Here is a 21,010-nt window from a genome sequence, read left to right on the forward strand (position 1 = left end):
AATGGGACGGCAGAAAGAAGAGAACCCGCGACCCCGACCAGGGGGCGCGACCGTATTTCTAGGAGGTCAGCCGCACATTACCTCGATATCGGATAAGATCTTCTCGATCCGTTGCAGGTCTTTGCCCACGGCAAGCCGCTGCAGTTCCGACAGCCTCTTTTCCTTGAGGATTGCCCTGGCGTTCTCCGCGGCATCCGCCCATGCGGGACGATGGCGCGTTGTGATGCAGGCGTTCGGGCATCGGGACGGTTCGCACAACGAGATCATCGGAGCGATCTGGTCGCCTGAGGCGGCGTGGCGGAGACAGACAGCGGTGGCAGGGTCGAAGAAGCAGTCGGCCAGCACGCCGACGTGGAGTGTTCGTGCCGTGTCCGCCAGCAGGACGCGGAGGCGACCACGGTCGGCGATGATGCCTGGAAGCGGTTGAAGCTCGGCCGCTGCGGCGTCCAGCGATCTGCCGATCCGCCCTGCAGCAGGGCCGAAGAGACCTGCTCCGAGTTGCCGTTCATCGAAATAGGTGAGTATGTCGTCCATCTGCCCGAGACGACGTTCCGTCTCGACTTCGGCACGGAAGCCTGAGCGGCTCGAACCCGCATAACCTTCAAAGGCCGCGACGGAGACGTGTTTGTATTGGATCATGCCGGCAATCGTTCCGAAGGGCCGATTGGCGATGTGCCAGGCAATCGTCCGGCGAAACTGACGTGTCGTCAGTTGCCACGGGCGCCCATTGGGGCCGGCCGGAACGACCGGCTCGCCTGCGGTTCCGAAGCGTTCATTCAGATGATCGCGAAACTGGTTCAGTCGGGTCACGATGTCTGTCGAGAGAGTATGCTTGCGTGCCCGTGCAATAAAGAGAACCGGCCAGAGCGTCTCAGTACCGCGGCGTTCGACGGATCGCATGATGAGCTGTTCGAGCACCGCGATCGCGGCCGCGACGGGCGCAATGGTAATCCACTCGGCCTCGTCGCCACGCGTTTCCTTCCCCTTATAGGCAACTGACCTTACTCGATGCCTGTCGATCAGGCCGTCCTCGGTGCGGGTGACAGAGAGGCAGCCGGGCCGCATGGCCTGGACCTCGCTGTCGCGCATGCCGGTCAGATAGGAGCAGACGATATAACAGGCGGCCTGCAGCATCCGCTCCTCCACCGCGAGTGCTCTTGCGTCGAACCGGGCCCGCCAGGGATTGCCGGTGTCGGGATCGATAGAAATCGGCGTATCCATTCCGCCGACCTCGGTCCCGAGCTCGTGGACCGCAGCTTCGACGATCTGGCGGGCACCATCGCCGGGGCGTTCATCGAGAGGTCGCCGAAGGTTGGCATCGGCGCCGGCATGCAGATAGATGAGCTGCCAGTTCAAGGGCGGCTCCGATCCGGCTGATGAAAATCGTCCGCCGATCCTGACCGGCCAGGCGGGGACACCACGGCCCTGCTTGCGGCGTTCGTCGAGGTAGGCAATCAGGCGGGCTTTGCGGCGGGCCCGCCGTTCATTGCGATGTGCCAGCGCGTCTTCGGCGATCAACATCGCGTGATGCTCTTCGAGCATTCGCAGTTCGTTGCGCGCGGCGAGAATGTCGGGTGCGAACACTGTGACGTATTTGAGCGACCAGGCAAGAAGGGGCCGGATGATGTCCTCGGGGATACGGGGCGTCCGGTTCTCCTCGACGGAGAAACGATAACCCGCAACCTCGGCGGGCCTGCGACCGTGCCATGGCTCGAAGGACAGCTTCGCCACGGATAGGTGGTTACGGAAGGCATAGAGGTCGAAAACGATCCCCAACCACTGCGTGACGATGATCGGCCGCCGTCCGTCGCGGAGAGATTTGGCGAAGCGGTCGAGCAACGCCTGATCAACATGGCGCAGATCACAGACTCCGCGATCGTCCTTGACGAAATTGAAAAAGTTCAGAGCGAAACGAAAGAGGCGGCGCACGCTCACCGGAGGCGCACGCATTTTGTAGCCAGGCAGGTCCGTGTTCAGACGCACGTAGAGATAGTCGCGAATGGCCGCCGCAATGTCTGGGTCGTCAATGGAATCAAAGTCCACCCTGGTATCGGAGCGGCGCGCATTCTCCCGAAAAACCGCAGGTCCCAAATCCCATCGAGCATCGCTATATCGCGACAGAGAGGACCTGTCGAAGCCAGCATGCAGCGGCGCTGTTGCCAGCACCGGGCGATCGTCCGCGACCGCGGTGGCGGCGTAAGGGGAACGTGCGGTCTTCAAAGTAACGCCTCCGGCGGCAGGTAGACTGAAACCGGCTCGTGCGCGAGCAGACTACGAGCTTCGGCAACCGTCACCGCAGAAAAGGCCGGCAAGATCTGCCTGGTGATGCGGGCATGCGCGGCCGCGAACTTCATCGCCCAGTGATTGGCGGAAAGCGAACGGCGCTGATCTTCGAGGAACCCAAGGAAGGATAGGATGGCGGGGAGCTTGCGGGCGGTGATGACCGCGTTCGGACACTCGAGGCAGCCCCAGAACGGCAGAGAGCAAGGCGATCCGGGTTCGCCATGGGGGCTGGAAAAGAAACCGCCGCAGCTGGCCAGCCAGATATCCTGTTCTCCATCGAGCAGAGAAATCGGGTCACTTCCCGCCGGAGCGGCGGCTGAGGCAGTGACCGGATCGCTCCGCCAGGCATCCTCCTTCTCTGGTGTCAGAATGATCGGCGACAAGGCCGATGCGACCGCCTCGGTGAAGGCATCGGCGATGACGGTCTCGTGTAGGGGGCGCAGTGCCGGAACATCAGCGTAGTGCCGCGCAGCCACCTCCCGCGTATGACCGACGGCAAAGCGCGTCATGTGCCCTTCGGTCTTCAAATACCAGAGCGCCTTGTGCGTCTTGCGAAGGTGTGAAAGCGCCAGATGGAGCGGGTGCCCATCGTCATCGAGAATATTGTGCTTTGTCGTCCACCCATCGATGAGATGCTGCGGATGCTTTAGCCCGGATTTTAGTCCACCGGATCCGTAATGCAGCCAAAGGCAGTCGCTTGGCCGGTGTCGACGGGCAGTTGCCGTCATGGCGACGATTTGGCGGATGAGGCCACCTGGCGTGCGTGGACTGCCGTCGCGCACCCGAAGCGTCTTGTACTCAGCGCCACGGGCTCGGCGTTTGATATAGGCAATCTCCACCGTTCCGTTTGCCGAGTTCTGGAGACAATCGACGGTCAAGGTTTTGCAGCACTCGATCTCCAGACCGGTCTCGAGCGCCAGAAACACCGTCAGCGGAATGACGTCGTGCGAGGTTAGATAGTGCCATTCGTGAAGCTGATGACAGAAGTTCTCCGACGAGAGACCTCGAACCCTTCGGGCGTGCAGAAGAGCTTTATATTTGCGATCGGTATGAAGGAGAATGCCTCTCGCATCGATGTGCGTATGTACGCTGTCTTCCAGGACCTTTAGATCGGAGTCTGTGGCAACCGGCCTGGGCTCGCGAAACCGTTGGAAGATACGCCCGATATCCGCACGAGCTGCATCGCGAAGCTGACTCGCAATGTAGGGGCTGTATGCATCGCGGGGACGCGACGAGGGTATTGGCCTCAACGTCGTATAGGCCAGCCGGTCGCGCAGCGCGTCGGAAAAGGTGATCGTTCCTTCAGAGGCAACCTCTCGCAAAGCCACGATGACCTTCGTCAGGATCGTCAGCAGGTGGATGGGCGACTTGCCCTTTACCGCCAACCAGGCTTCGAAGCCATCGATGTGGCGCGCCTGAAGGAGTTCCGGAGCATTGGGCACGTCCTCCGTCTCTGTCATATAGGCGAAAAACAGCGGCAGGATGCGGGCGTAGGCCGCCACAGTCGATCTGACGGACAGGCGCCCGCCGAGACCGGCAAGTCGCCGCAGCGCACCGGCGAACGCAAGTGCGAGCCAGCGCGGCGTCAGATGAGCGTAGTCAACCAGAACCTCGCCGCCATCTTGCGTCTGAATGTTAAATCGCAGACCCGATATCGCCTCTGCCGCCACCGGTGGAGGGACGGCGAGTTCGCGACTGAACGCGACGGGCTGACCCTTGCGAGGACGGGTGCTCATAGCCGGCCTCCGCTTGGCAGCAGCGCGAGCAGTTCGGCGACGGCGGTATCGACGGTGTCTGCGCGCGTGGCGATATGGTCGAGGTAGAGGGAAGTGGTCTCAAGGCTCGCATGCCCGAGAAGCCGCTGCACCTGCTGAAGAGGATCTCCGAGCAGTCTGCGGTAACCTTCCGCGGGTCCGGCGGAGATCGCCGAGGATCTGCCTTCGAGCTGGCGCTGGATCAGCATCGCCAGCATATGGACCGCAAAGGTGTGCCGAAGTTGATGTGGGCTGATGTCGATCGGAGATCCGTTCGCCTGGCAGCGACGGCAGGCACGGGCGAACGCCACCTCCCAGGAGTTTGGGCGCACCGGCTGACCAACCTCGGTCAGCCATAGCACTGCCGGCTCGGCGGGTGCATTGTCCGGATCACAGATGACGAGACGCTCCCGTTCGTCCGGCGAGAAGACCTCCAGCGGAACAGTTCGTCCGTCGGCTAGCACAAGGCTGGCCGGGCCGGCGACCGGCCGGCGGATAAAGATCGGCCGCTCTATCAAACTCCAACCTTGACGGGCCTTGAACTTTGCCAAGGCATGCGCGCGTTCCACACGAATGTAGGTCCGGAGCCGCTGAAGCAACCCGTCAGGAACAAGGACCGCCCGCCCTCGCTCGCCTTTGGTGAGACCTGCGGGCAGATTGAACCATGTCTGACGGATCGAGGAACCGGACGCCGGCAAAGCGTCGACTTCGAAGGCCAAGAGAAACGATGCCTCTTCGAGCCTCAAGCCGGTTACCACCAGCATGTCCGCAAACAGCGCGTTGCGAAGCCCGTTCCTGTCGCGAGCTCCAGGCCGTTCCGCTCCATCCGGAGTAAGGCCACGCAGTCCTACATCCCGAAATCTTCGGAAATCCTCAAGCGTGACGAAACGGATGTCCGTTCGCTTTACGCGCCGTTCGAATGCATCGTTGCGCGCGACAATCTGGCCTTGGCCCCGCGTGCGATTACGACGCCAGACCTCCCGATGCGAAAATGGGCTGGAAGACAGAAGTCCCTCACGCACGCCCCACTCATAAAGCTTGTCTATTGCCGCGACCGACCGGTTCCATGATGCCGCCGAGATCCGGCTTCCGGGCTCGCCCCTTCTGCGGATGCGATGGAAGGCCTCGACGTCTTCCCGATCGGCTTCCCAGACCATCTTGTCGCGGGCATCGGCAAGGAAGCGTAGCCAAACAGCGATGTCGTAGCCGTAGGCGCGAAGGGAATGACGTGAGCGGACGCCATTGAGGGGCAGATTGAGGAAGAAGCGATCAACATTGGGATCGTAGAGCGCACCGCCTCGCAGGATTCGCGGAACATAGGCGTCGAGGCCGTCAGCAGCCCTCCGCTCCTCGATCGTGATGCTTGATGACGCAACGACAGTATCCACAGCTTGTTCAACCCTCCCCGGACCCCCACCCGGGGAGCCCGCGTCAACGGGAGGTGCTAGAGCTGCCCGGCACTCTCCAGGCCGGCCTCCGCCAGCTATGTGGGAGCGCTGCGGCCGGCCTGGAAAGCGCCTCCCTCAGCATGTGCATCGACGTTTGGAAGACCGCTAGAGTCGGTGCAGACTGTCAAGATAAGGCGCGCAGTTCCTCGATGTGCTGTTCGATCGTCATCGTCATCTCCCTAACGTTCTCGTGAAAGATGACGCTGGCGGTCATGAGCTCCGGAAGGGTTCCAGGCTCGCGGACGCGACCGGCGGAGCCGGCGCGCGGAGGAACCGATTTTGTCGGAGCGAAGTGCAATGAAGCGGAGAGAAAATTGGAGGGGCCGCGCGGCCTTGGGGCCTTCCGGATGCTCATGGCAGACTGGGTATCCTGAGCAGACAAGGCCCCGGTTGCGTGTGGCACCCGTCTTAAGTCGGCGTTCCGAAGGAGGCCAGTTGCTTGCGCCGTCGCTGGTGGCCGACCCTCGAGCGCATCGCCAATGGCTGGCCGAGCAGCGAAATCGACGCACTCATGCCGTGGAATTACGCCGCCTGAACGGCCCCGGCTTGTGGCTTACGATCGATCATACGACCCGTCGAGAAAACCGTGTCCTGACGTTCGCGACGTCCGGCTGCCGAACCACTAGATTTGCAGCTATTCAACAAGACGTGCTTTTTGAACAATAAAAAAGTTCAGTTCCGGGCGGCGAGCTGAAGGTTGGCACGAGACATCGTGTTATCCTTCATCCTGCATCTGCCGATGTAATCGTAAATTCAGAGCGTTCGGTACATGATCAACGCATCGACATAGCCCATTGCGGGATGCAGGAATGCACCAGGAAGGCGTCCCACTTCCTCAAATCCCAGCGATCTCCATAAACGCACAGCGCGCTCATTTGTACTGATCACAAAATTGAACTGCATGGCTCGGAAACCCCGTTCTCTTGCGCGGTTGAGCGAATGCGCATGCATCTCTCTTGCCACACCACGCCCGACCGCAGCCGGATCAGTCATGTACCCACAATTGCAAACATGGCTTCCGCCACCAGCCTGATTTGCCCTGATATAATAAGTACCAACGACCGCTCCATTCTCTTCGGCTACAAATGTCTCGCGATCCTTACCGAGCCAGTAGCCGAGAGCTTCATCCCTGCTCAAATTGCGATCTAGTGCATACGTCTCTCCCGCCCTTATGACGGGGCCAATGATCCGCCAAATGGCATTTTGATCCAGATGGGACGCTCGTCGGATTTCCATCCTGCAAATATAACGGTGAATGAATATTTCTAGCAACGTCCAGGGCGGCAGCAAACGCGGCCCGAGTGCGGCATCGAAGAAGCACAACGAAGTTTCCTTCCCACTGGCGGCGGCCTGTCAGGCAACGCGCTCGGCACGGACCATGAGTAGGAAAGCGGCGAGATCGCGCCATCTGATGAAACGAGGTGCGAGTTCGCATGCCTCCGCCGTCGGCTGCGGCTCGCGGACTTCGACGATACGAAACCCGACGTCAGCGACGCCATTTAAATATTCGCTGATGGTTCGGGGAAAGCGGGGCACCTCAAACAAGGCGACGTCCTCGTCACTCGGCCGATCACCAAACCGCCATCTCTCGACGAAATTGGTTTGATCGAAATAGCGCGACACCACCAGACCCGTCGCTCGCCCGTCGATGTCCTTCTGCCATCGCAATCCAGGAGTGATGAAACAGGGGTGCAGGATGCTGAATGCGATAAACCCGCCGGGCCGCAGCAACCTGAATGCCTCCCGCATGGCGGCTGGGAAATCTGGTCCATCCATCAAAGCTATGGTTGAGACGACTGCATCGAAGGAGGCATCCTCGAAACCGGTGTTCTGGCTATAGGATTTAATCCTGTAGTGGATGCCGAGCGGCTGCCGCTCTTCAATTTCGCGAGCATGCCGGATCATCTGCTCCGAAAGATCGATGCCGGTCATCCGGGCACCCATTGCGGCGAACCGTCTCGTATTGGATCCTTCGCCGCAGCCGAAGTCGATCACGTCCAAGCCGCTGATTGAGGGAAGGAAGGCCAGGAATGCCGGGAGCGTGAACAGGTCTCGATAGGAGTCGTAACCGTGTCGAACATCATGCGCCCATTGATCGGCATTGTCGTTCCATCGGGCCGCAACTTCGGCCTCTGATACCTGGGTCACGCCGTGCTCCTTTTCGGGATACGATTTTGTCAATGTATTTGTTTCGAACGAGCCAGCAACAGTGTGCTATTACGTCCACCGCTGACCAAGGGGACCACATGAGCGACGACAACATCATTAAATTTGAACGACGGAAATCAAAGCCGCAAACAAGGGCGATCAGTCCAATGCGGCGGAAGGCGCTTACCTGGCTTGCCGTGATAGCAGGGTTGGTCCTGGTGTGGGCGTACTACCAGTTCGTCGCGCCGGCGAGCATGCCATGAGAGGCGCTTCGTTGGGGGAGGGTTCGACGTCAGACATGGAATATCGCTGCCTATTGGTGGCTGCAGCTTAGGAACGCGGTGTTTCCGTCGGGCTCCGCGTCAACCATTACGGTGCCTCCGACCCTGCTTCATCCGTAATCGGACATGTTTCCTGTAGGATACGGCATCTTTTGGCCGCTTCGTCCGGTGCCGGTTCCGGTTGCAATAATGACAGGCCTCGACGATGTTCTCCCTCGATATCGCGTCCTCCGTCACATCGATCCTCCAAATGCTGTGCAGTGCACCGGAAGAGCAAGACGCCCCTGCGTGATACTCGAAGCGTGCTGAAATTCTCCGCATCGGTCTCCCACATGGGCTGCTTGCAATAGTAGCATTGCCCCCTTGACCTGAGACTGTTCCACTTCTTCGCGCGAAGGAACCGCACCGGGTTTGCTGCAGGCTCCTGCTTCTGAGAAAGTGGAACCGATATGAGCAAGACAACAAACAAATTCTCACCTGAAGTTCGTGAGCGTGCCATCCGTTTGGTGCTGGATCACGAAGCCGAGCATTCGTCGCGGTGGGCCGTTTCATCGATCGCGGCCAAGATCGGCTGCTCGCCGGACAGGTGAAAGCGCGCGATCTGACCTTAGTCGTGCACGACGTCGGCGAATTCAAGCGGGTCGAGGACCTACACGTCGAAGACTGGGCGCTGTGACGCTGATAGCAACAGCCAGCATGTTCCGCCCAGGCTCATGAAGCCTGGGCGCCCAGTTGGATTGACGTGGTCACTCTTCAGGCAAGCAATCGCTCTGCGGCTCATCGACGAGCTCATTTGGAGGTGAGCGGATGGCGTCGCGAGCACGGTCGTTGACGAGGCCGCACAGGACTTGCGGCGACAGCGGCATGAAGTCGTAACTCTGCGTTATCGCCGCACTGCGCAAGCTGGTCAGCGTTTCGAAGGCACAGTACTGCGTGCCAATCCACAACGCGAGGTCTTCTCCCTCCGCGTCGGGGAAGGCTTGCAGGAAGAAGGTCTGCAGCCGGCGGTCATAGCCGATGACTGCTTCGGGATTGGTATTGTGGTCGCTAAGATTGATGACGGTGATCGTATACCGGGTCATGAAGGGCTCCTTGTCGGACGTTTCAGGTTGGATGGCGGCCCCGATTGCTCGGGGCCGCTCGTCGCGTTCAGTTGGGCTTGTTCCAGAGGATTACCTTGCGGTTCGGATCGCCGCCGGGAGCGGAAGCGAGATTGCCGAAGATCACCCCGATCTCCGGGGCCTCCAGCTTGACAGAGAGATATTCTTCGCCGGTCTGGCGGGCGATACGGTTCCAGGCCGCGCCGATCTCGAAGCCGGTCTTGCGGTGGATGACGCGGTAATCGGGGGCCTCGTCGCTCGTCTTGTTGGCGTTCGGGACGATGGCGATCGGGGCGTTGACCCGGATGGTGGCGAAGACGCCTTCGAGGGTGCCGTCGGTCTTCTGGGTCAGGGTTGCGATTGTGGTGGCCATGATGCTGTCTCCTTCGGTTGCTCGGGACCATTCCCGATGGCGCGTGAAGAGACGGCCGGTCTGCTGCGGTCATCTCGGCGAAAATGCTGCAAAATTCTACTTTCCGCCAAAAAGCGGGCGCGCTTTCACCGATTGCGGGCGGGAATGCGCCAGGCGCCCGCATGAAGAACCGAAGTCGAATTTTGCGGAATTTTTGCCGAGACGTACCCCTTCAGGGGTTGACCGCGAAAGCAGGCGGTCGGCTAAAGGGCGACACAGAAACGGGAATGGTCTCGTGCAACCGAAGCTGGCGACAGACCATACCGGCCGCCCCGTCCAGCACTGCACAAGACCGCCAGCACCTTCCGATACGGGCACACCGTCGGACCCACCGTCATTCTCATCCATCCCTGCCAATTGGCGCGAGCGAGCGCACTCCACTCCCGCCACGTCTGTCGGCTGCACGTTGATCCGAATGCGGTGACCATATCGCCAGCAAGCCACGCGGCAATATCTTGCACAGCTGGCCCGCGCCGGCGCTGACCAGCGATCTTCGGCAATCTTGCCCACCGTCCGGCCTCGGCACGACCGCAGTCTCCTTGGCAGGGATGTACAATCGGGGTCGGCTCTCGTTCACCCCGTGCACATGCCGCCGGCCGGATTGCCTTGGAAAAAGCAGCCGCAATCTTCATCACCTGGGGCCTGCCGAACCGGCCGAAGGCCTTTGCGTCCGGCTCTACGTACCAGGGGCGCCCGGCGACATCGCAACTGTATTCATCGACGGCGATCCGGCATTGCTTGACGGCCATCGACTCGCGTGCAGGAGCTGATGGCCAGCGTCATGCCCCTCGCCGCTCGCCAGCCGGTCGATCACCGCGGCGACTACTTGCAGGCTTTGTCGAGCCGGCTTACCGGCGAAACAAAGCTCGGCCCGGCGGATCGCCGGGTGCGATCAAGCCCTTCTTGAACTGAGGGCCGAAGGATCGTATATACGGATGAGTAGATACAAAAGGGAGGCGACCATGCCCCATCTTGCACGGGTATTCCAGTCCGGAAATTCGCAGGCTGTTCGCCTGCCGAAAGAATTCCGCTTCAACGTCGACCGCGTGGAGATCACGCCGGAGGGCGATGCCCTCATTCTGCGCCCGCATGTCGAGGAGGCCGAGCCGTGGTCGTCGCTGAAGGCAGCGCTGGTCCGTGGCATGAGTGAAGACTTTATGGAGAGCGGGCGCGAGCAGCCGGAACAGCAGGATCGGCCAGACATTGACGCGGTGTTTCGGTGATCTCGCATCTTCTCGACACCAATGCCGTCATTGCCTTGATCGGCCGCAAATCGGATACATTGGTCAGCCGTGTACTCGATAGCCCTCAGGGCAGTATCGGCCTGCCGTCGGTCGTCGCGTATGAACTCTATTTTGGAGCGCAGAGAAGCGCAAAGGTCCAACACAACCTCGAAACCTTGCGTTTATTGATGGCGGATTTTCCGATCCTCGACTTTGACCAGAACGATGCCTTTGTCGCGGGCGCGATCCGAGCCGCCCTTGCGGCGAAGGGGACGCCCATCGGCCCCTATGATGTGCTGATCGCGGGACAGGCGAAAGCCCGCGGACTGACACTCGTCACCAACAATGGCGGCGAGTTCAACAGGGTTGAGAATCTACGTGTGGAGGACTGGTCGCTTTGAACATGGCAGCTTCGGGGCAGCCAGGGATCCGCGACATCCTGATCGTCAAGGTTGAATGCTGATGGCGGAGTGATGCGGGCGATCGCGGCGCTGCGTTTACTTACGCCGCCTTCGGTTCGCTACGTCTCGGCTTTGGCTGAAACAGCCGGCGCTTGACATCCAGGCGCAATGCGTAGCGCGAATCCTACAGCGCCGTGCGTCCTTTAGGACGCACAAAGGACGCTGTAACTCTTTGATTCCACGCATCGTGCTTTCCGAAAATCGGGGCCGATTTCGGGCCGATGCGCTAGGCCACCCACTCGGGATCGAAATGCCCACCACACCACCGACATGATGTCCAGGAAGCGCTCATAGCCGAGCACGCCGCCAACATCCTCGAGCGGCCAGCGCGCCCTCCACCCATGCATGTCCGATGCTTGGGAGTGGCGTCCAAGGCCGCGAATTCGCCGGCCTGCGCCTCGCGCGACGCCGCACGACGCATAAACGCCGTGCGCGGTCAGATCATCGTCGCCGAACCGCATCGAGACGGGTGGGTCCTGGGCGCTGTCGTGGCCATGGCTCGTTCCTGTCCTGCGAGCGCATATATCTTACAGTAACGCGGATTTCGATACTTCGGTTTTGGCGCAGTGATGAGGAAATGGCGCTCACGCGCCATTCCCTCCGAAGCGCCAGACCGGAATGCCGAAGCGGCGGGCCTTGTCGGCGAGATTCCCGGTAATGCCGGAGCCCGGGAAGATGATGACTCCGCTCGGCATGACCAGAAGCATGTCGTCATTGCGGCGGAAGGGGGCGGCCTTCACGTGCTTCGTCCAGTTCGGCTTGAAGGCGATCTGCGTCACCTTGCGGGTCTCGGCCCAGCAGGCGGCGATGCGCTCCGCGCCCTTCGGCGAGCCGCCGTGCAGCAGCACCATGTCCGGGAACTTCGTCCGGGCGCGATCAAGCGCGTCCCAGATCGCCTGATGGTCGTTGTAGTCGATGCCGCCGCCGAAGGCGATCTTGGTGCCGGCGGGGATCAACACCTCGGTCTCGGCGCGCCGGCGGGCGGACAGGAAATCGCGGCTGTCGATCATCGCCGCGGTCATGTGGGCGTGGTTGACCTTCGAGCCGGTGCGCGGCCGCCATGCCGAACCGGTCTCAGCCTCGAACAGGTCAGCCGCATAATCGCGCATGAACTCGAAGGCGTTGCGGCGCTCCAGAAGCGTGATGCCTTCGGCGACAAGGCGTTCCAGCTCGACGCTCTTCACTTCCGAGCCGTCCTGTTCGCTTTGTCCGGCGCGTTGCCCGTCCTCGTTGCGCTGAAGCTCCCGCTGGATGCGCTCGCCGGCGCGATGGAAGAGATTGACCATCGACCAGAGCAAGCCTTCGAGATCAGGCTCCAACCGCGTGTCGCTGAGCATCCCGAACAGGGCATCGAAGATCGTGGTGAGCGCCGACTGGACGACCGGCTCTTCGGGCAGCGGCCGCGGGTCCGGCTCATCCTGGAAGGGGCGATGGCCGTAAAGCTGCATCTCGTAGATGAAACGGCCGGTCGGCGAAGACGCGTGGTGGAGGTGGTAGCCGTCGTCAAGAGGAAGCGAAAGGTCCATGGGGTCTCTCCATCCGGTTGCGGCCGCGCCTCTCGCGGCCTGACGGCGATCCCTCCCACGCGACAGCCGGGCCGGAACCGCGGCGCTTTGCGCCGCGGCCCAGCGCAAGCGCCGGGCGGGGACAAGAAGGTTTCTTGTCCCGCGAGGAATGCCGGGCCATCGCATCGGCCCGAGTACCGGGGAACCGGTTTTCGGGATGGCCGATGCGTGAAGCTGGCCCGGCAGGGGAAGAAACCTGACTGCCCCGCTGAAGGCCCTGGACCGCGTGGTAAGGGTCGGCTCCCGGCAGGCCCGCGGGTGTGCGCCCACCGGAAGGACAGGCGCCAGAGACGCGCCTTCCCTGATGCGGTGGCGCTGCACCGGCTTGCGGCCTGCCGGCCGCCTCAAGCGGGCAGAAAAGCCAGCGCGTCTTCCGGCGCGAGCTCCGCCCGCAAATGGGCTATGAGCCGTTCCGGCCCCAGCTGCCGCAGATCCTCGTTGAAATCGCCGAGTTCCGGAGCGAGCACGAGCGGCAGGATTCTCGCCGCCTGCGCCCGGCGGCTCAATGCCTCGAGACCATGGCGGCCGGCCGCATCGGCGTCGGCGGCAATATAGAGGCGCTGGCAACCCTCGGGGAGCCGGAACGCGGCGAGGTGATTTGCAGTCAGCGCCGAAACCATTGGCATGCCCGGCATCACCTGGGAGAGCGACAGCATGCTTTCGAGGCCCTCGCCGGCCGCCATCACCGAAACGCGTCCGCTGATCGGAAAACAGAAACGCACGCCATTGCCGAGGAGGCGGCCGAGCGCACGGCGGGGATCGTCCACCTTGGCCTTGCCGTCGCCGTTCGGGTCAAGCCAGGTTCGGTGCACTCCGGTGATCGCGCCGGAGGGATCGGTCACCGCGGCGATCAGGGCCGGAATGCTCATCGTCCGACCGCTCGCCAGATCCCGGTAGTAGCAGGATGGATGGAACCGCAGCGCCGGCTGTGCGGATGCCCGCGGGATGCCGCGCTCACGCAGGTAGCGCTCGGCGAGCGTCCCCGCCAGTGGCTCCGTCATCCGGAACAGGCGACGGGCGCGTTGCCAGGCTGGTCTGTCCACCGAAGGAAGGTCCCGGGCGTCACCCTTTCGGGGCGAACCCGGTTGGGATTGGGGCAGACTCAAGAAGTGCCGCACTTCGGCGGCAACGTCGCGGAAGTCGATGAGCCCGCAGGCCTCCCGCACGAGGTCGAGCAGGTCCCCGTATTGGCCGGTCGCCGCATCGACCCATTTTCCGGCGCGCGGGCCGGCAAGTTGAACGTAGAGCGAGCGGCCCTCGTCGTTGGCGACGTTTCCGACGATCCAGTAGTTGCCGACCCGACGGCCGGCTGAGAGATAGTGGCGGCAGGCCGCCTCGGCATCGCGCGCGAGACGATCCGCCAGTTCCGAAGCGGACAACATGGGCGGCAGCCTCCGTCACTTGAGAGTCGCGACATCGATGCGGCGAAGTCCGAGTGCCACCTCCGGCGCGTTCGCCCGGGCAATCACCGCGCCGAACTTGCATCGAAGCGGGGCCTTAGCCGTCTCAGTCGCCTCGAACGCGCCTTCCCATGACCAGAACTCGGTATCGCTGCCGCTAAAGGCATGCGTCATAAGGGGCCGACGATCGGCTGCGCCGATGGAGCGGCCGCGGTTGAGGTGCGGAAGGAGCTCATGGCCGGCATTCAGCATTGGGACGGGCCGGCCGGCGACAATGAGCGGTGCGGCGGCCACGTTCGCGACTTTAGAAGCGATGACGTTCATGGGGAACCCCGTCGAGAGCGAGAAATGGACGACCTCGCGGGCGCTCTCCAAGCCCTGCCAAGCCGACCTTTCCCGGCCCCCCTCTCCCTCCTGCGTCGCGCAGCGTCCTCTCCGAAGAAGAGGGGGTATTGGTTCAAGTTCATGCCGTGAGCGACTTCCAGGTTTCATCACGTGACATCCCAATCAACAGCCTGTTGATTTCCAATGATCATTTCCGGGACCAGCAGATGCGCGAGTTGGATGTGGTGCTCGAGCGCGACGATGGCACGATCGCAGCGATCGAGGTCAGCGCAAGCGCCACCGTGAAGGTGAGCGATTCGGGGGCATCAGGACGCTTGCAGAAGCATGTGGCGAGAAATCTGCCTTTGGCGCCGTCCTTTATGACAATACCGATGTTGTGCCGTTCGGCGACAGGATTGCCGCGGCGCCACTGTCCTGCCTGTGGCGATAAAGCAGATCATCCGACATTGCACATACTGCTTTGTTTGAGTTAGTCTAACCGAAGGATTCGGCTACATTGCCATTGGACGATCCGTCTGAACGAGATTTCCGAGATAAGGCAGGAGGAGCGGTGTGCGACGGTTTCTGATCGGCGACAGGTCATACGCAGAGGGTTCTGCTGATCTTCGAACCCTCCTTCCCCACGCTTACGAGCAGAAGCTCCGGCCGCATTGCCAGTGCAAGGATCCGCCGGTTGCCATGTACATCGCGCGGATAGACGGACAGTATCTCGTCAAACGCATGCCGCTTTCCGGGCGTGATCACGAGCCGGCCTGCCCATCTTACGAGGCTCCCTACGAGTTGACCGGCCTCGGGCCTTTGATCGGTAATGCCATACAGATCGATGCCAACGGCCGCTCGGCCCTGAAGCTCGATTTCTCGATGACGAAGAGAGGCCCGCGCACGGGGCCGACTGCACCGACAGAACCGTCGGAGCCCGCCATCCGCAACGAAACGAAGAAGCTCTCGTTGCGCGCCATGCTGCACTACCTGTGGGAAATAGGGGAACTGACCGCATGGCGCTCCTCCTGGGGCGGCAGGCGTGGCTGGGGCCGGGTACGCACGAGCCTGACGAATGCTGCGTCGCAAATGACGGCACGAGGCGGAGAGCTCAGCGACGTGCTGTTCGTGCCGGAGGTTTTCCATCACGAGGACAAGGAAGGAATTGCGGCGCGCCGGGCTACAGCACTTGCCGGCGCGCAAGCATCCCTGACGGGGCCGCGCAAGCTGATGATCATCGTTGCGGAAGTGAAGGAGTTCACAGTTGCCCGCGAGGGACACCGCATCACGCTCCGGCATCTGCCCTTTCCCCTTATGATCGAGGACGGGACATGGAAGCGGCTCGTTGCCAGATACGAAACGGAACTTGAGCTTTGGCGCTCGAACGACGAATTCCACCTCATCCTGATCGCGACCTTCGGAATTTCGCCATCCGGGGTCGCTGCCGTCGAAGAGGTCGCCATGATGGTGGTGAACGAGAACTGGATCCCGTTCGAAAGCACTCACGAGCGGCTTCTTCTGGAGAGATTGTCAGGACTGCGACGCAAGAGCGTCAAGGGGTTGCGTTTCAACCTCTCGCGCGATCAACCGATCGTTTCGGTTACGCTCCCGGAGCAGCGGCCCTCCCCGGTCGCCATGTTCATCGTCCCGGCTGGGATAGGTGAGGACTATGAGCGCGCCATGGCCGAAATGATCGAGGCAAGACCCGAGATGACCCCATGGGTCTGGCGCGTAACCGAGGGCGAAATGCCGAGATTGCCGTAATGGTCGGTCGGCGCGTGTAAAGCATGAAACAGCAAGCGAAACAGAACCGTCCGAGCCTCAAACTGTCCCGACTGTGCCGTGTTGTAATCGACGACCTTTATCGCACTCATGCGCGGCGGCGATGGATCGAAAGAGGACGAGCGGATCATCCGTTGTCGGAATATAGCCTCGTCTCTGCCAGAACCGTGCCGCCTCCTCGTCGACAGCGTTGACCATCAGCGCACGTCCGCAAATCAGGCTCGCCGCCTGAACGCAGGCGCGATTGGTAGGCCTCGGCATAGCGAAGCTCGTCGGGTTCTCCTCTACAGGGGAAGCCCGGCGCTTCTGTCGAAGTCCGGGCATGATGATCGGTGGAAATAGGTCACGGACCGGTGCGCCGGCCATGCGCGTCAAAGACAGACCGTCTGCGCCGTGACGATCAGTGGATATTTTCGCTGACGACAGTGGGTGGGCGTAGCTCGATGCGCACTTCCATCGCGCACAATTGCCTCCCGAAAATCCGCGTGCCCTCGAGCACCTCGAAAACCGGGCGCAGGACCGGCCTGACGATGGTGAACCGGCCGGCGATCTCGTCGATTCCAGCCGCGACGTCGATAGGGTCGCCATTCTCATCCGTGCCGATGATGAGAAGGTTACCGGCGAGCGGTGAGGGGTAGCCATCGAGCCGCGTCAGGCAGGGCAAAGTGCCATTGAGGCCGTTATCATCGACAACGACGGCCAGGCGATCGTCCATCCGGACGAAGTCGATGCGGTTGCATCCGATGAGGCTTCGCATAACCGCAAGCCGGTTTTCTTGAGGTATCGAGACGACGCGAATCGTGCCGCTCAACGGCTCCACGAGATAGGCCTTGGTGGTTTTCATGGTGTTTCTCCGGCGCGCGAAAGCGACTGCCCGCACCGGAGCACGCGCTCCACCTCCGACCGGGCCACACGCGGCTCAGCCCACCTCCTCCTCTTGCCAACGGCACTGTCGCTGCATCGTCCTTTTTCGGAATGCGAAAAGCCCGGCGCGAAGCCGGGCGATAAGACGGATGGTGGGAATCCTTGAGTGGAGGCAGGATCAGGAAGCCTGTTCGAGCAGCTTCTTCGCCTTGGCTTCCAGTTCGAGGCGGGTGTCCTGATGAGACTTCGTTCGGGCAAGCGCCGTTATTCCCTGGACAAAATCGAAGATCGATTCCGGGGGCCGGCCTTCTTCCCGCAGGACGGTGTCGATGATCCTGGCGGTTTCGCCCTTCGAGAAGCCGCGCTTGCGCAAGAAACCCTGCCGGTCGTCATCGGTGCCGGCGACGATGCGCTCGCGTGCCGCCCTGATGCCGGCAACAAAGGGCGCCGGGGACGAATTCGCAAAGTTGTTCAGCGCCGGTGCAGCCTCATGGGCGAAGCGATGGCCGGCAAACTTCGAATGGCGAATGACGATCTCCTCGAAATTCTCGACGCCCCAGAGATTGCGATTGCAGCACACGGCCCGCAGGTAGAAGGAGGCAATGCCGAGTGTCTTCGAGCCTACTTCACTGTTCCAGCAATAGAAGCCGCGGAAATAGAGATCCGGTTCGCCGTTCCGCAGGCGCCCGGCTTCGATCGGGTGCGTGTCGTCGACGAGGAAGAGGAAGACGTCGCGGTCGCTGGCATAGAGCGTGGTGGTCTCCTTGCTGATGTCGACGAAGGGATTGTGGGTCATCGTCGACCAGTCGAGAACGCCCGGCACCTTCCACATCGTATCGCCGGTGCCATTGCCGGCGATGTTCATGACGGCCGACACAAGTTCATGGTCCCAGACCCGCCCGTATTCTGGCCCGGTAATCGCCCTGAGCTCGAGCCGCCCGTCATCGGCCTCGAGCGTCTTTACCAGTTCGGCGCGGTGGTTGATGAGCCCGTGCTGGAGGTTGATGCCGGCAAGCGGAGCGGGAAGCTGGCGCATGTAGCTCGCCGGCGCGCCGACTAGGCCGCAAAGCTGTCCGTAGCTCCAGTGTGTCGGCGTGACGGGCCGTGTCTCAGCGGCAACGATCAGTTCGAGCCGCTCGGCATTGTTGCGGCTCGCCTCGACGCGGATGGCGGAGCTTTCGACCGTGCGGGCATGGGCGCGGTCGGCCCGCGATTTCACCGCATCGTAGAGTTCGCCAAGGGAGAGGTAGCGCTCGTCGTCGGGGCGTGAGAACCATTCCGACGACACGCGACCGACGCGCTCTCCGTGCGAGATGTCGACCCTGAAGCCAGTCGACGCCGGCTGAACGCTGGAAACCATGGTGTTCATGTGCAGTCTCCTAAAAATGAAAGCGCCCGGCGCGAGGGCCGGGCCGATGGGGATGATTGCTGCCGGGGTGGCAGGCGACGATGTAGTAGTGGGAAGGGATACGCAGGTTACTCTGCAGCTGCGAGGTCCTGGTGCTCGTCTTCGAGAGCGTCGGGGGACGCCTTTTCGGCATGCACGTCTTCGGAAGGATTGTCCTCGATCGTGGCGTCAGTCTTGGCAATGGCGTCGCCGATCGGCACGTCGTCGACAGTGAGCCGAAGCGGTTCGGGAAGCCATCCGCCGCCTTTCAGCAGCCGCGCGGCCTCACGCGCCATATCCTGCTTCTTCAGGTGATCAATGAGCTCCGTCGACTGCTCGCCTTTCGCCTCGCGGACCGCCTCAAGGATATGCGCCTTCGTCACCCGGCCGAGATAGTTGTCGACCGTCGGCTCCCAGCCTGCCTCCACCATGTCGAAGCCGATCGAGCGAGCGAGCCGATCGGCATGGGCGATCGCCGCCGGCCGTCGGTTCCATGGCTGAACAACCGCATTGACGGAGAGCGAGATGCAATGGGCGAAGAGCACCTGGCGGCTGACGTCAGCGAGCGCAAGCAGGAAATCCCAGAGCTCATTCGGGTTTTTCGGAAGATCCTGCCCCCAGGCCTCGTGCCGCAGCTCGATCTCCTTCGCCCAGACCGTATCGCCGAGCCCCTGCGTCTGGCCGAACTTCACGCTCTGTAGCGTCACTTCCAGGCACGAATCCGATCCGTAGAGGTAGAAGGTCTTCAGGACGAAGACATGTAAGGCCGCGATGAAGGCAATGGCCGGATTGTTCGCCAGCGCGTTCCTGAGCGCGACCGTGCGTGTCGCCGTCAGGTCCTCGACAAGGCGGTCGGAGAGTGGTCGGAGTTTGCCGTCGTCGTTCCCCTCGTCGATCTGTGCATTGTGAGCGGGCGCGCCGGTCACTGCGGCTTCGCCAACGGACGACGACGCAGACACGTCATCACCGGTTTCACCATCGGCATCCGACGCACCATCAACAACGTCTTCGACTTGCGGCTCATCCTCGGGCCGGACAAAACCACGCTCGATCTTGAGCTCACCATCAGCACCGAGCGAGATGAAGACTCCGCCGCGAGCGACTTCAGCGGGATCGAAGACATGAGGCCGGTCCTTCAGCCGGTCGAGCTCGTTTCCGAGCTCCACCAGTCGCTGTTCGGTCTCTGGGCAATACCCGGTCACGCCGGCATATTCGGCGTCGAGCTTTTCGTATTGCGCCTTGACCTGATCAAAGTGAGCGCCTTCGCCTTCGGTGAACTCGGCCCGCTCGCCGTAGAAGCGGCGAAGACCGGAGGTATATCCGTACGGGAAATCGAAGGCAGCCTCGACCCATTTCCAGCCTTCCGCGGCCTTGAGGGCCTCGGCGTCCGCCGTGAGCTTCTCAATCACGAGCCGTTCGAGCAACGCCGGGTCCTGCAGCCATCCGCCATTGTCCTCATCGAACAGGTCGCGCATCACGGTCCCGCCCGCCGCCTCGTAGGCTTCGACGCCGACATAGACGGCGCGGCGGTCGGTCGCCCGGATCGCGGTCTCGGTGAGCAGCCTGCGGATGTAGTAAGGTTCGCGTGCATGCTGCCGCGAAACCGTATCCCAGACCTGCTCCTGCCGGACATGGTCGTCGCTGATCGAGAAAGCCATGACCTGTTCAAGCTTCATTTCGTCATTGGCGTAAAGCTCGAGCAGCCGCGGCGAGACGGAGGCGAGCCGCAGCCGCTGCCGGACAGTCTCGATGCTGACGAAGAACCGCGCGGCGATTTCCTCCTCGTCCAGCCCCTGTTCGCGGAGCGTCTGGAAGGCGCGGAATTGGTCTAGCGGATGGAGTTGCAGGCGATGCACGTTCTCGGCAAGAGAGTCCTCGACCTCGAGCGTCTCACCCCTGCTGACGATGCAGGGAACAGCCGCCGTCTTTGCCAGGCGATTCTGGCTGACCAGCCGCTCCAAGGCACGGTAGCGCCGTCCGCCGGCCGGAATGCGGTAGAAGCCGGTCTCCTTGCCATCGGGCGCGAGTTCGGGCCGCACGTTGAGGCTCGAAAGCAGACCGCGGCGTGCAATGTCTTCGGCAAGATCCTCGATCGAAACACCAGCCTTGGTCCTGCGGACGTTCTGCTGCGACAGGACGAGCCTGTTGAAGGGGATGTCACGCGCGGCGCTGAGAACAATTTTCTGGTTGGCTTGAGCCATATCCATTTCTCCATGACGGGCCAGCCGGAGACTCTCTCCGAACCTCTCAACCCGTCACGGATCCACCCTCTCTCCCCTCCCTCTGCCGTCCTGCCGACCCGCCGAACGGACGCGGAAGCGCTTCCGCCAACAGATCGAGGCCGCGAATACGCATAGGTGCACTGCACAATAAATGATTGTCGATTGCCCGGCGAATGAGCATACTGACCATAGCTGATGCAAAGTGATGGTTTTCCTCCCAGTACCATCGCGTCGGCTGTTCCCCTCTGGAGGTTAGACACCTTCACACCTCAAAACGGGCCTCGGTCTTCCGGCGGCCCGATTTTTTTATCTCATGCAGCAGGTCGCGCCCCTTTCGTCCGAGCTGATTTGATTGC

The 21,010-nt window shown here is 61.9% G+C and carries 18 protein-coding genes and 5 pseudogenes; 8 read left to right on the plus strand and 15 right to left on the minus strand.

What is annotated here, in order from left to right; translation table 11 throughout:
- Nucleotides 1-66 precede the first annotated feature (66 nt).
- From QA637_RS25770 to QA637_RS25780, 3 genes are read right to left on the minus strand one after another with little or no spacing between them, the layout of a single operon-like run.
- Nucleotides 67-2,220: an integrase gene (locus QA637_RS25770; protein ID WP_283065560.1), complete on the minus strand. Its 2,154-nt coding sequence runs from the start codon at nucleotides 2,218-2,220 to the stop codon at nucleotides 67-69.
- Complete coding sequence (locus tag QA637_RS25775) at nucleotides 2,217-4,019, minus strand: hypothetical protein (RefSeq protein WP_283065562.1); 1,803 nt, start codon at nucleotides 4,017-4,019, stop codon at nucleotides 2,217-2,219. The genes QA637_RS25770 and QA637_RS25775 overlap by 4 nt, the downstream gene beginning before the upstream one ends.
- Complete coding sequence (locus tag QA637_RS25780; RefSeq protein WP_283065564.1) at nucleotides 4,016-5,425, minus strand: tyrosine-type recombinase/integrase; 1,410 nt, start codon at nucleotides 5,423-5,425, stop codon at nucleotides 4,016-4,018. Before QA637_RS25780 ends, QA637_RS25775 begins: the two co-directional genes overlap by 4 nt.
- Before the next feature lie 617 nt (nucleotides 5,426-6,042).
- On the opposite strand from QA637_RS25780, the pseudogene QA637_RS25785 reads away from it, so the two are divergent.
- Nucleotides 6,043-6,179, plus strand: a pseudogene (locus QA637_RS25785) (DNA helicase); the annotation flags it as partial.
- 59 nt (nucleotides 6,180-6,238) lie between these two features.
- On the opposite strand, the gene QA637_RS25790 reads toward QA637_RS25785, so the two are convergent.
- Both QA637_RS25790 and QA637_RS25795 read right to left on the minus strand, forming a co-directional pair.
- Complete coding sequence (locus QA637_RS25790) at nucleotides 6,239-6,721, minus strand: GNAT family N-acetyltransferase (protein ID WP_283067352.1); 483 nt, start codon at nucleotides 6,719-6,721, stop codon at nucleotides 6,239-6,241.
- A gap of 117 nt (nucleotides 6,722-6,838) precedes the next feature.
- The gene (locus QA637_RS25795) at nucleotides 6,839-7,633 is read right to left on the minus strand and encodes a class I SAM-dependent methyltransferase (RefSeq protein WP_283065566.1); all 795 of its coding nucleotides are present in this window, start codon (nucleotides 7,631-7,633) and stop codon (nucleotides 6,839-6,841) included.
- A gap of 98 nt (nucleotides 7,634-7,731) precedes the next feature.
- On the opposite strand from QA637_RS25795, the gene QA637_RS25800 reads away from it, so the two are divergent.
- The 3 genes and pseudogenes from QA637_RS25800 to QA637_RS25810 all read left to right on the plus strand — a co-directional run bounded on the left by QA637_RS25800 (nucleotide 7,732) and on the right by QA637_RS25810 (nucleotide 8,590).
- Nucleotides 7,732-7,896: a hypothetical protein gene (locus QA637_RS25800; RefSeq protein ID WP_283065567.1), complete on the plus strand. Its 165-nt coding sequence runs from the start codon at nucleotides 7,732-7,734 to the stop codon at nucleotides 7,894-7,896.
- Nucleotides 7,897-8,363: 467 nt separating this feature from the next.
- Nucleotides 8,364-8,492 (plus strand): annotated as a pseudogene (locus QA637_RS25805) (transposase); the annotation flags it as partial.
- Nucleotides 8,453-8,590 (plus strand): PIN domain-containing protein, encoded by a 138-nt coding sequence (locus QA637_RS25810; RefSeq protein WP_283067392.1) that lies wholly within the window; start codon nucleotides 8,453-8,455, stop codon nucleotides 8,588-8,590. The pseudogene QA637_RS25805 and the gene QA637_RS25810, both read left to right, overlap by 40 nt.
- 70 nt (nucleotides 8,591-8,660) lie before the next feature.
- Here QA637_RS25810 and QA637_RS25815 read toward each other — a convergent pair whose 3' ends face one another.
- Both QA637_RS25815 and QA637_RS25820 read right to left on the minus strand, forming a co-directional pair.
- Nucleotides 8,661-8,996 (minus strand): hypothetical protein, encoded by a 336-nt coding sequence (locus QA637_RS25815; RefSeq protein ID WP_283065568.1) that lies wholly within the window; start codon nucleotides 8,994-8,996, stop codon nucleotides 8,661-8,663.
- A gap of 67 nt (nucleotides 8,997-9,063) precedes the next feature.
- The gene (locus tag QA637_RS25820; protein WP_283065570.1) at nucleotides 9,064-9,387 is read right to left on the minus strand and encodes a DUF736 domain-containing protein; all 324 of its coding nucleotides are present in this window, start codon (nucleotides 9,385-9,387) and stop codon (nucleotides 9,064-9,066) included.
- 1,001 nt (nucleotides 9,388-10,388) lie between these two features.
- Here QA637_RS25820 and QA637_RS25825 point away from each other — a divergent pair.
- Both QA637_RS25825 and QA637_RS25830 read left to right on the plus strand, forming a co-directional pair.
- Nucleotides 10,389-10,649 (plus strand): antitoxin, encoded by a 261-nt coding sequence (locus tag QA637_RS25825; protein ID WP_283065572.1) that lies wholly within the window; start codon nucleotides 10,389-10,391, stop codon nucleotides 10,647-10,649.
- Complete coding sequence (locus tag QA637_RS25830) at nucleotides 10,646-11,050, plus strand: type II toxin-antitoxin system VapC family toxin (RefSeq protein ID WP_283065574.1); 405 nt, start codon at nucleotides 10,646-10,648, stop codon at nucleotides 11,048-11,050. The genes QA637_RS25825 and QA637_RS25830 overlap by 4 nt, the downstream gene beginning before the upstream one ends.
- A 295-nt stretch (nucleotides 11,051-11,345) precedes the next feature.
- Here the strand turns inward: QA637_RS25830 and QA637_RS31055 are convergent.
- The 4 genes and pseudogenes from QA637_RS31055 to QA637_RS25845 all read right to left on the minus strand — a co-directional run.
- Nucleotides 11,346-11,495, minus strand: a pseudogene (locus tag QA637_RS31055) (IS1096 element passenger TnpR family protein); the annotation flags it as partial.
- Between the two features lie 199 nt (nucleotides 11,496-11,694).
- On the minus strand, nucleotides 11,695-12,636 hold the full coding sequence (locus QA637_RS25835) for a DUF2493 domain-containing protein (RefSeq protein WP_283065576.1): 942 nt from the start codon (nucleotides 12,634-12,636) through the stop codon (nucleotides 11,695-11,697).
- A 383-nt stretch (nucleotides 12,637-13,019) separates the two neighbouring features.
- Nucleotides 13,020-14,057: a DUF7146 domain-containing protein gene (locus QA637_RS25840; RefSeq protein ID WP_283065578.1), complete on the minus strand. Its 1,038-nt coding sequence runs from the start codon at nucleotides 14,055-14,057 to the stop codon at nucleotides 13,020-13,022.
- Between the two features lie 15 nt (nucleotides 14,058-14,072).
- The gene (locus QA637_RS25845; RefSeq protein ID WP_283065580.1) at nucleotides 14,073-14,399 is read right to left on the minus strand and encodes a hypothetical protein; all 327 of its coding nucleotides are present in this window, start codon (nucleotides 14,397-14,399) and stop codon (nucleotides 14,073-14,075) included.
- A 206-nt stretch (nucleotides 14,400-14,605) separates the two neighbouring features.
- Here QA637_RS25845 and QA637_RS25850 point away from each other — a divergent pair.
- A pseudogene (locus QA637_RS25850) lies at nucleotides 14,606-14,850 on the plus strand (ATP-binding protein); the annotation flags it as partial.
- A 122-nt stretch (nucleotides 14,851-14,972) separates the two neighbouring features.
- Nucleotides 14,973-16,163 carry a DUF1173 domain-containing protein gene (locus QA637_RS25855; RefSeq protein WP_283065582.1) on the plus strand — a complete coding sequence of 397 codons (1,191 nt, stop codon included), beginning with the start codon at nucleotides 14,973-14,975 and terminating at the stop codon, nucleotides 16,161-16,163.
- Nucleotides 16,164-16,220: 57 nt separating this feature from the next.
- Here the strand turns inward: QA637_RS25855 and QA637_RS25860 are convergent.
- The 4 genes and pseudogenes from QA637_RS25860 to QA637_RS25875 all read right to left on the minus strand — a co-directional run.
- A pseudogene (locus tag QA637_RS25860) lies at nucleotides 16,221-16,418 on the minus strand (hypothetical protein); the annotation flags it as partial.
- Nucleotides 16,419-16,581: 163 nt separating this feature from the next.
- Nucleotides 16,582-17,025, minus strand: a complete 444-nt coding sequence (locus QA637_RS25865) for a DUF3846 domain-containing protein (RefSeq protein ID WP_283065584.1) — start codon at nucleotides 17,023-17,025, stop codon at nucleotides 16,582-16,584.
- Nucleotides 17,026-17,223: 198 nt separating this feature from the next.
- Complete coding sequence (locus QA637_RS25870; protein ID WP_283065586.1) at nucleotides 17,224-18,414, minus strand: DUF932 domain-containing protein; 1,191 nt, start codon at nucleotides 18,412-18,414, stop codon at nucleotides 17,224-17,226.
- A 107-nt stretch (nucleotides 18,415-18,521) separates the two neighbouring features.
- A complete protein-coding gene (locus QA637_RS25875; RefSeq protein ID WP_283065588.1) occupies nucleotides 18,522-20,633 on the minus strand; it encodes a ParB/RepB/Spo0J family partition protein in 2,112 nt (703 codons plus the stop codon).
- Nucleotides 20,634-21,010: the final 377 nt, after the last annotated feature.

It is taken from the genome of Sinorhizobium terangae, assembly GCF_029714365.1.
GTDB classification, from domain to species: Bacteria; Pseudomonadota; Alphaproteobacteria; order Rhizobiales; family Rhizobiaceae; genus Sinorhizobium; species Sinorhizobium terangae.

What these genes read in the sequence shown, in the direction of transcription:
- QA637_RS25790 (WP_283067352.1), bottom strand. Translation starts at nt 6,721, where the DNA reads ATGGAAATCCGACGAGCGTCCCATCTGGATCAAAATGCCATTTGGCGG.
- QA637_RS25870 (WP_283065586.1), bottom strand. Translation starts at nt 18,414, where the DNA reads ATGAACACCATGGTTTCCAGCGTTCAGCCGGCGTCGACTGGCTTCAGG.
- QA637_RS25840 (WP_283065578.1), bottom strand. Translation starts at nt 14,057, where the DNA reads ATGTTGTCCGCTTCGGAACTGGCGGATCGTCTCGCGCGCGATGCCGAG.
- QA637_RS25825 (WP_283065572.1), top strand. Translation starts at nt 10,389, where the DNA reads ATGCCCCATCTTGCACGGGTATTCCAGTCCGGAAATTCGCAGGCTGTT.
- QA637_RS25835 (WP_283065576.1), bottom strand. Translation starts at nt 12,636, where the DNA reads ATGGACCTTTCGCTTCCTCTTGACGACGGCTACCACCTCCACCACGCG.
- QA637_RS25800 (WP_283065567.1), top strand. Translation starts at nt 7,732, where the DNA reads ATGAGCGACGACAACATCATTAAATTTGAACGACGGAAATCAAAGCCG.
- QA637_RS25845 (WP_283065580.1), bottom strand. Translation starts at nt 14,399, where the DNA reads ATGAACGTCATCGCTTCTAAAGTCGCGAACGTGGCCGCCGCACCGCTC.
- QA637_RS25820 (WP_283065570.1), bottom strand. Translation starts at nt 9,387, where the DNA reads ATGGCCACCACAATCGCAACCCTGACCCAGAAGACCGACGGCACCCTC.
- QA637_RS25775 (WP_283065562.1), bottom strand. Translation starts at nt 4,019, where the DNA reads ATGAGCACCCGTCCTCGCAAGGGTCAGCCCGTCGCGTTCAGTCGCGAA.
- QA637_RS25865 (WP_283065584.1), bottom strand. Translation starts at nt 17,025, where the DNA reads ATGAAAACCACCAAGGCCTATCTCGTGGAGCCGTTGAGCGGCACGATT.
- QA637_RS25875 (WP_283065588.1), bottom strand. Translation starts at nt 20,633, where the DNA reads ATGGCTCAAGCCAACCAGAAAATTGTTCTCAGCGCCGCGCGTGACATC.
- QA637_RS25815 (WP_283065568.1), bottom strand. Translation starts at nt 8,996, where the DNA reads ATGACCCGGTATACGATCACCGTCATCAATCTTAGCGACCACAATACC.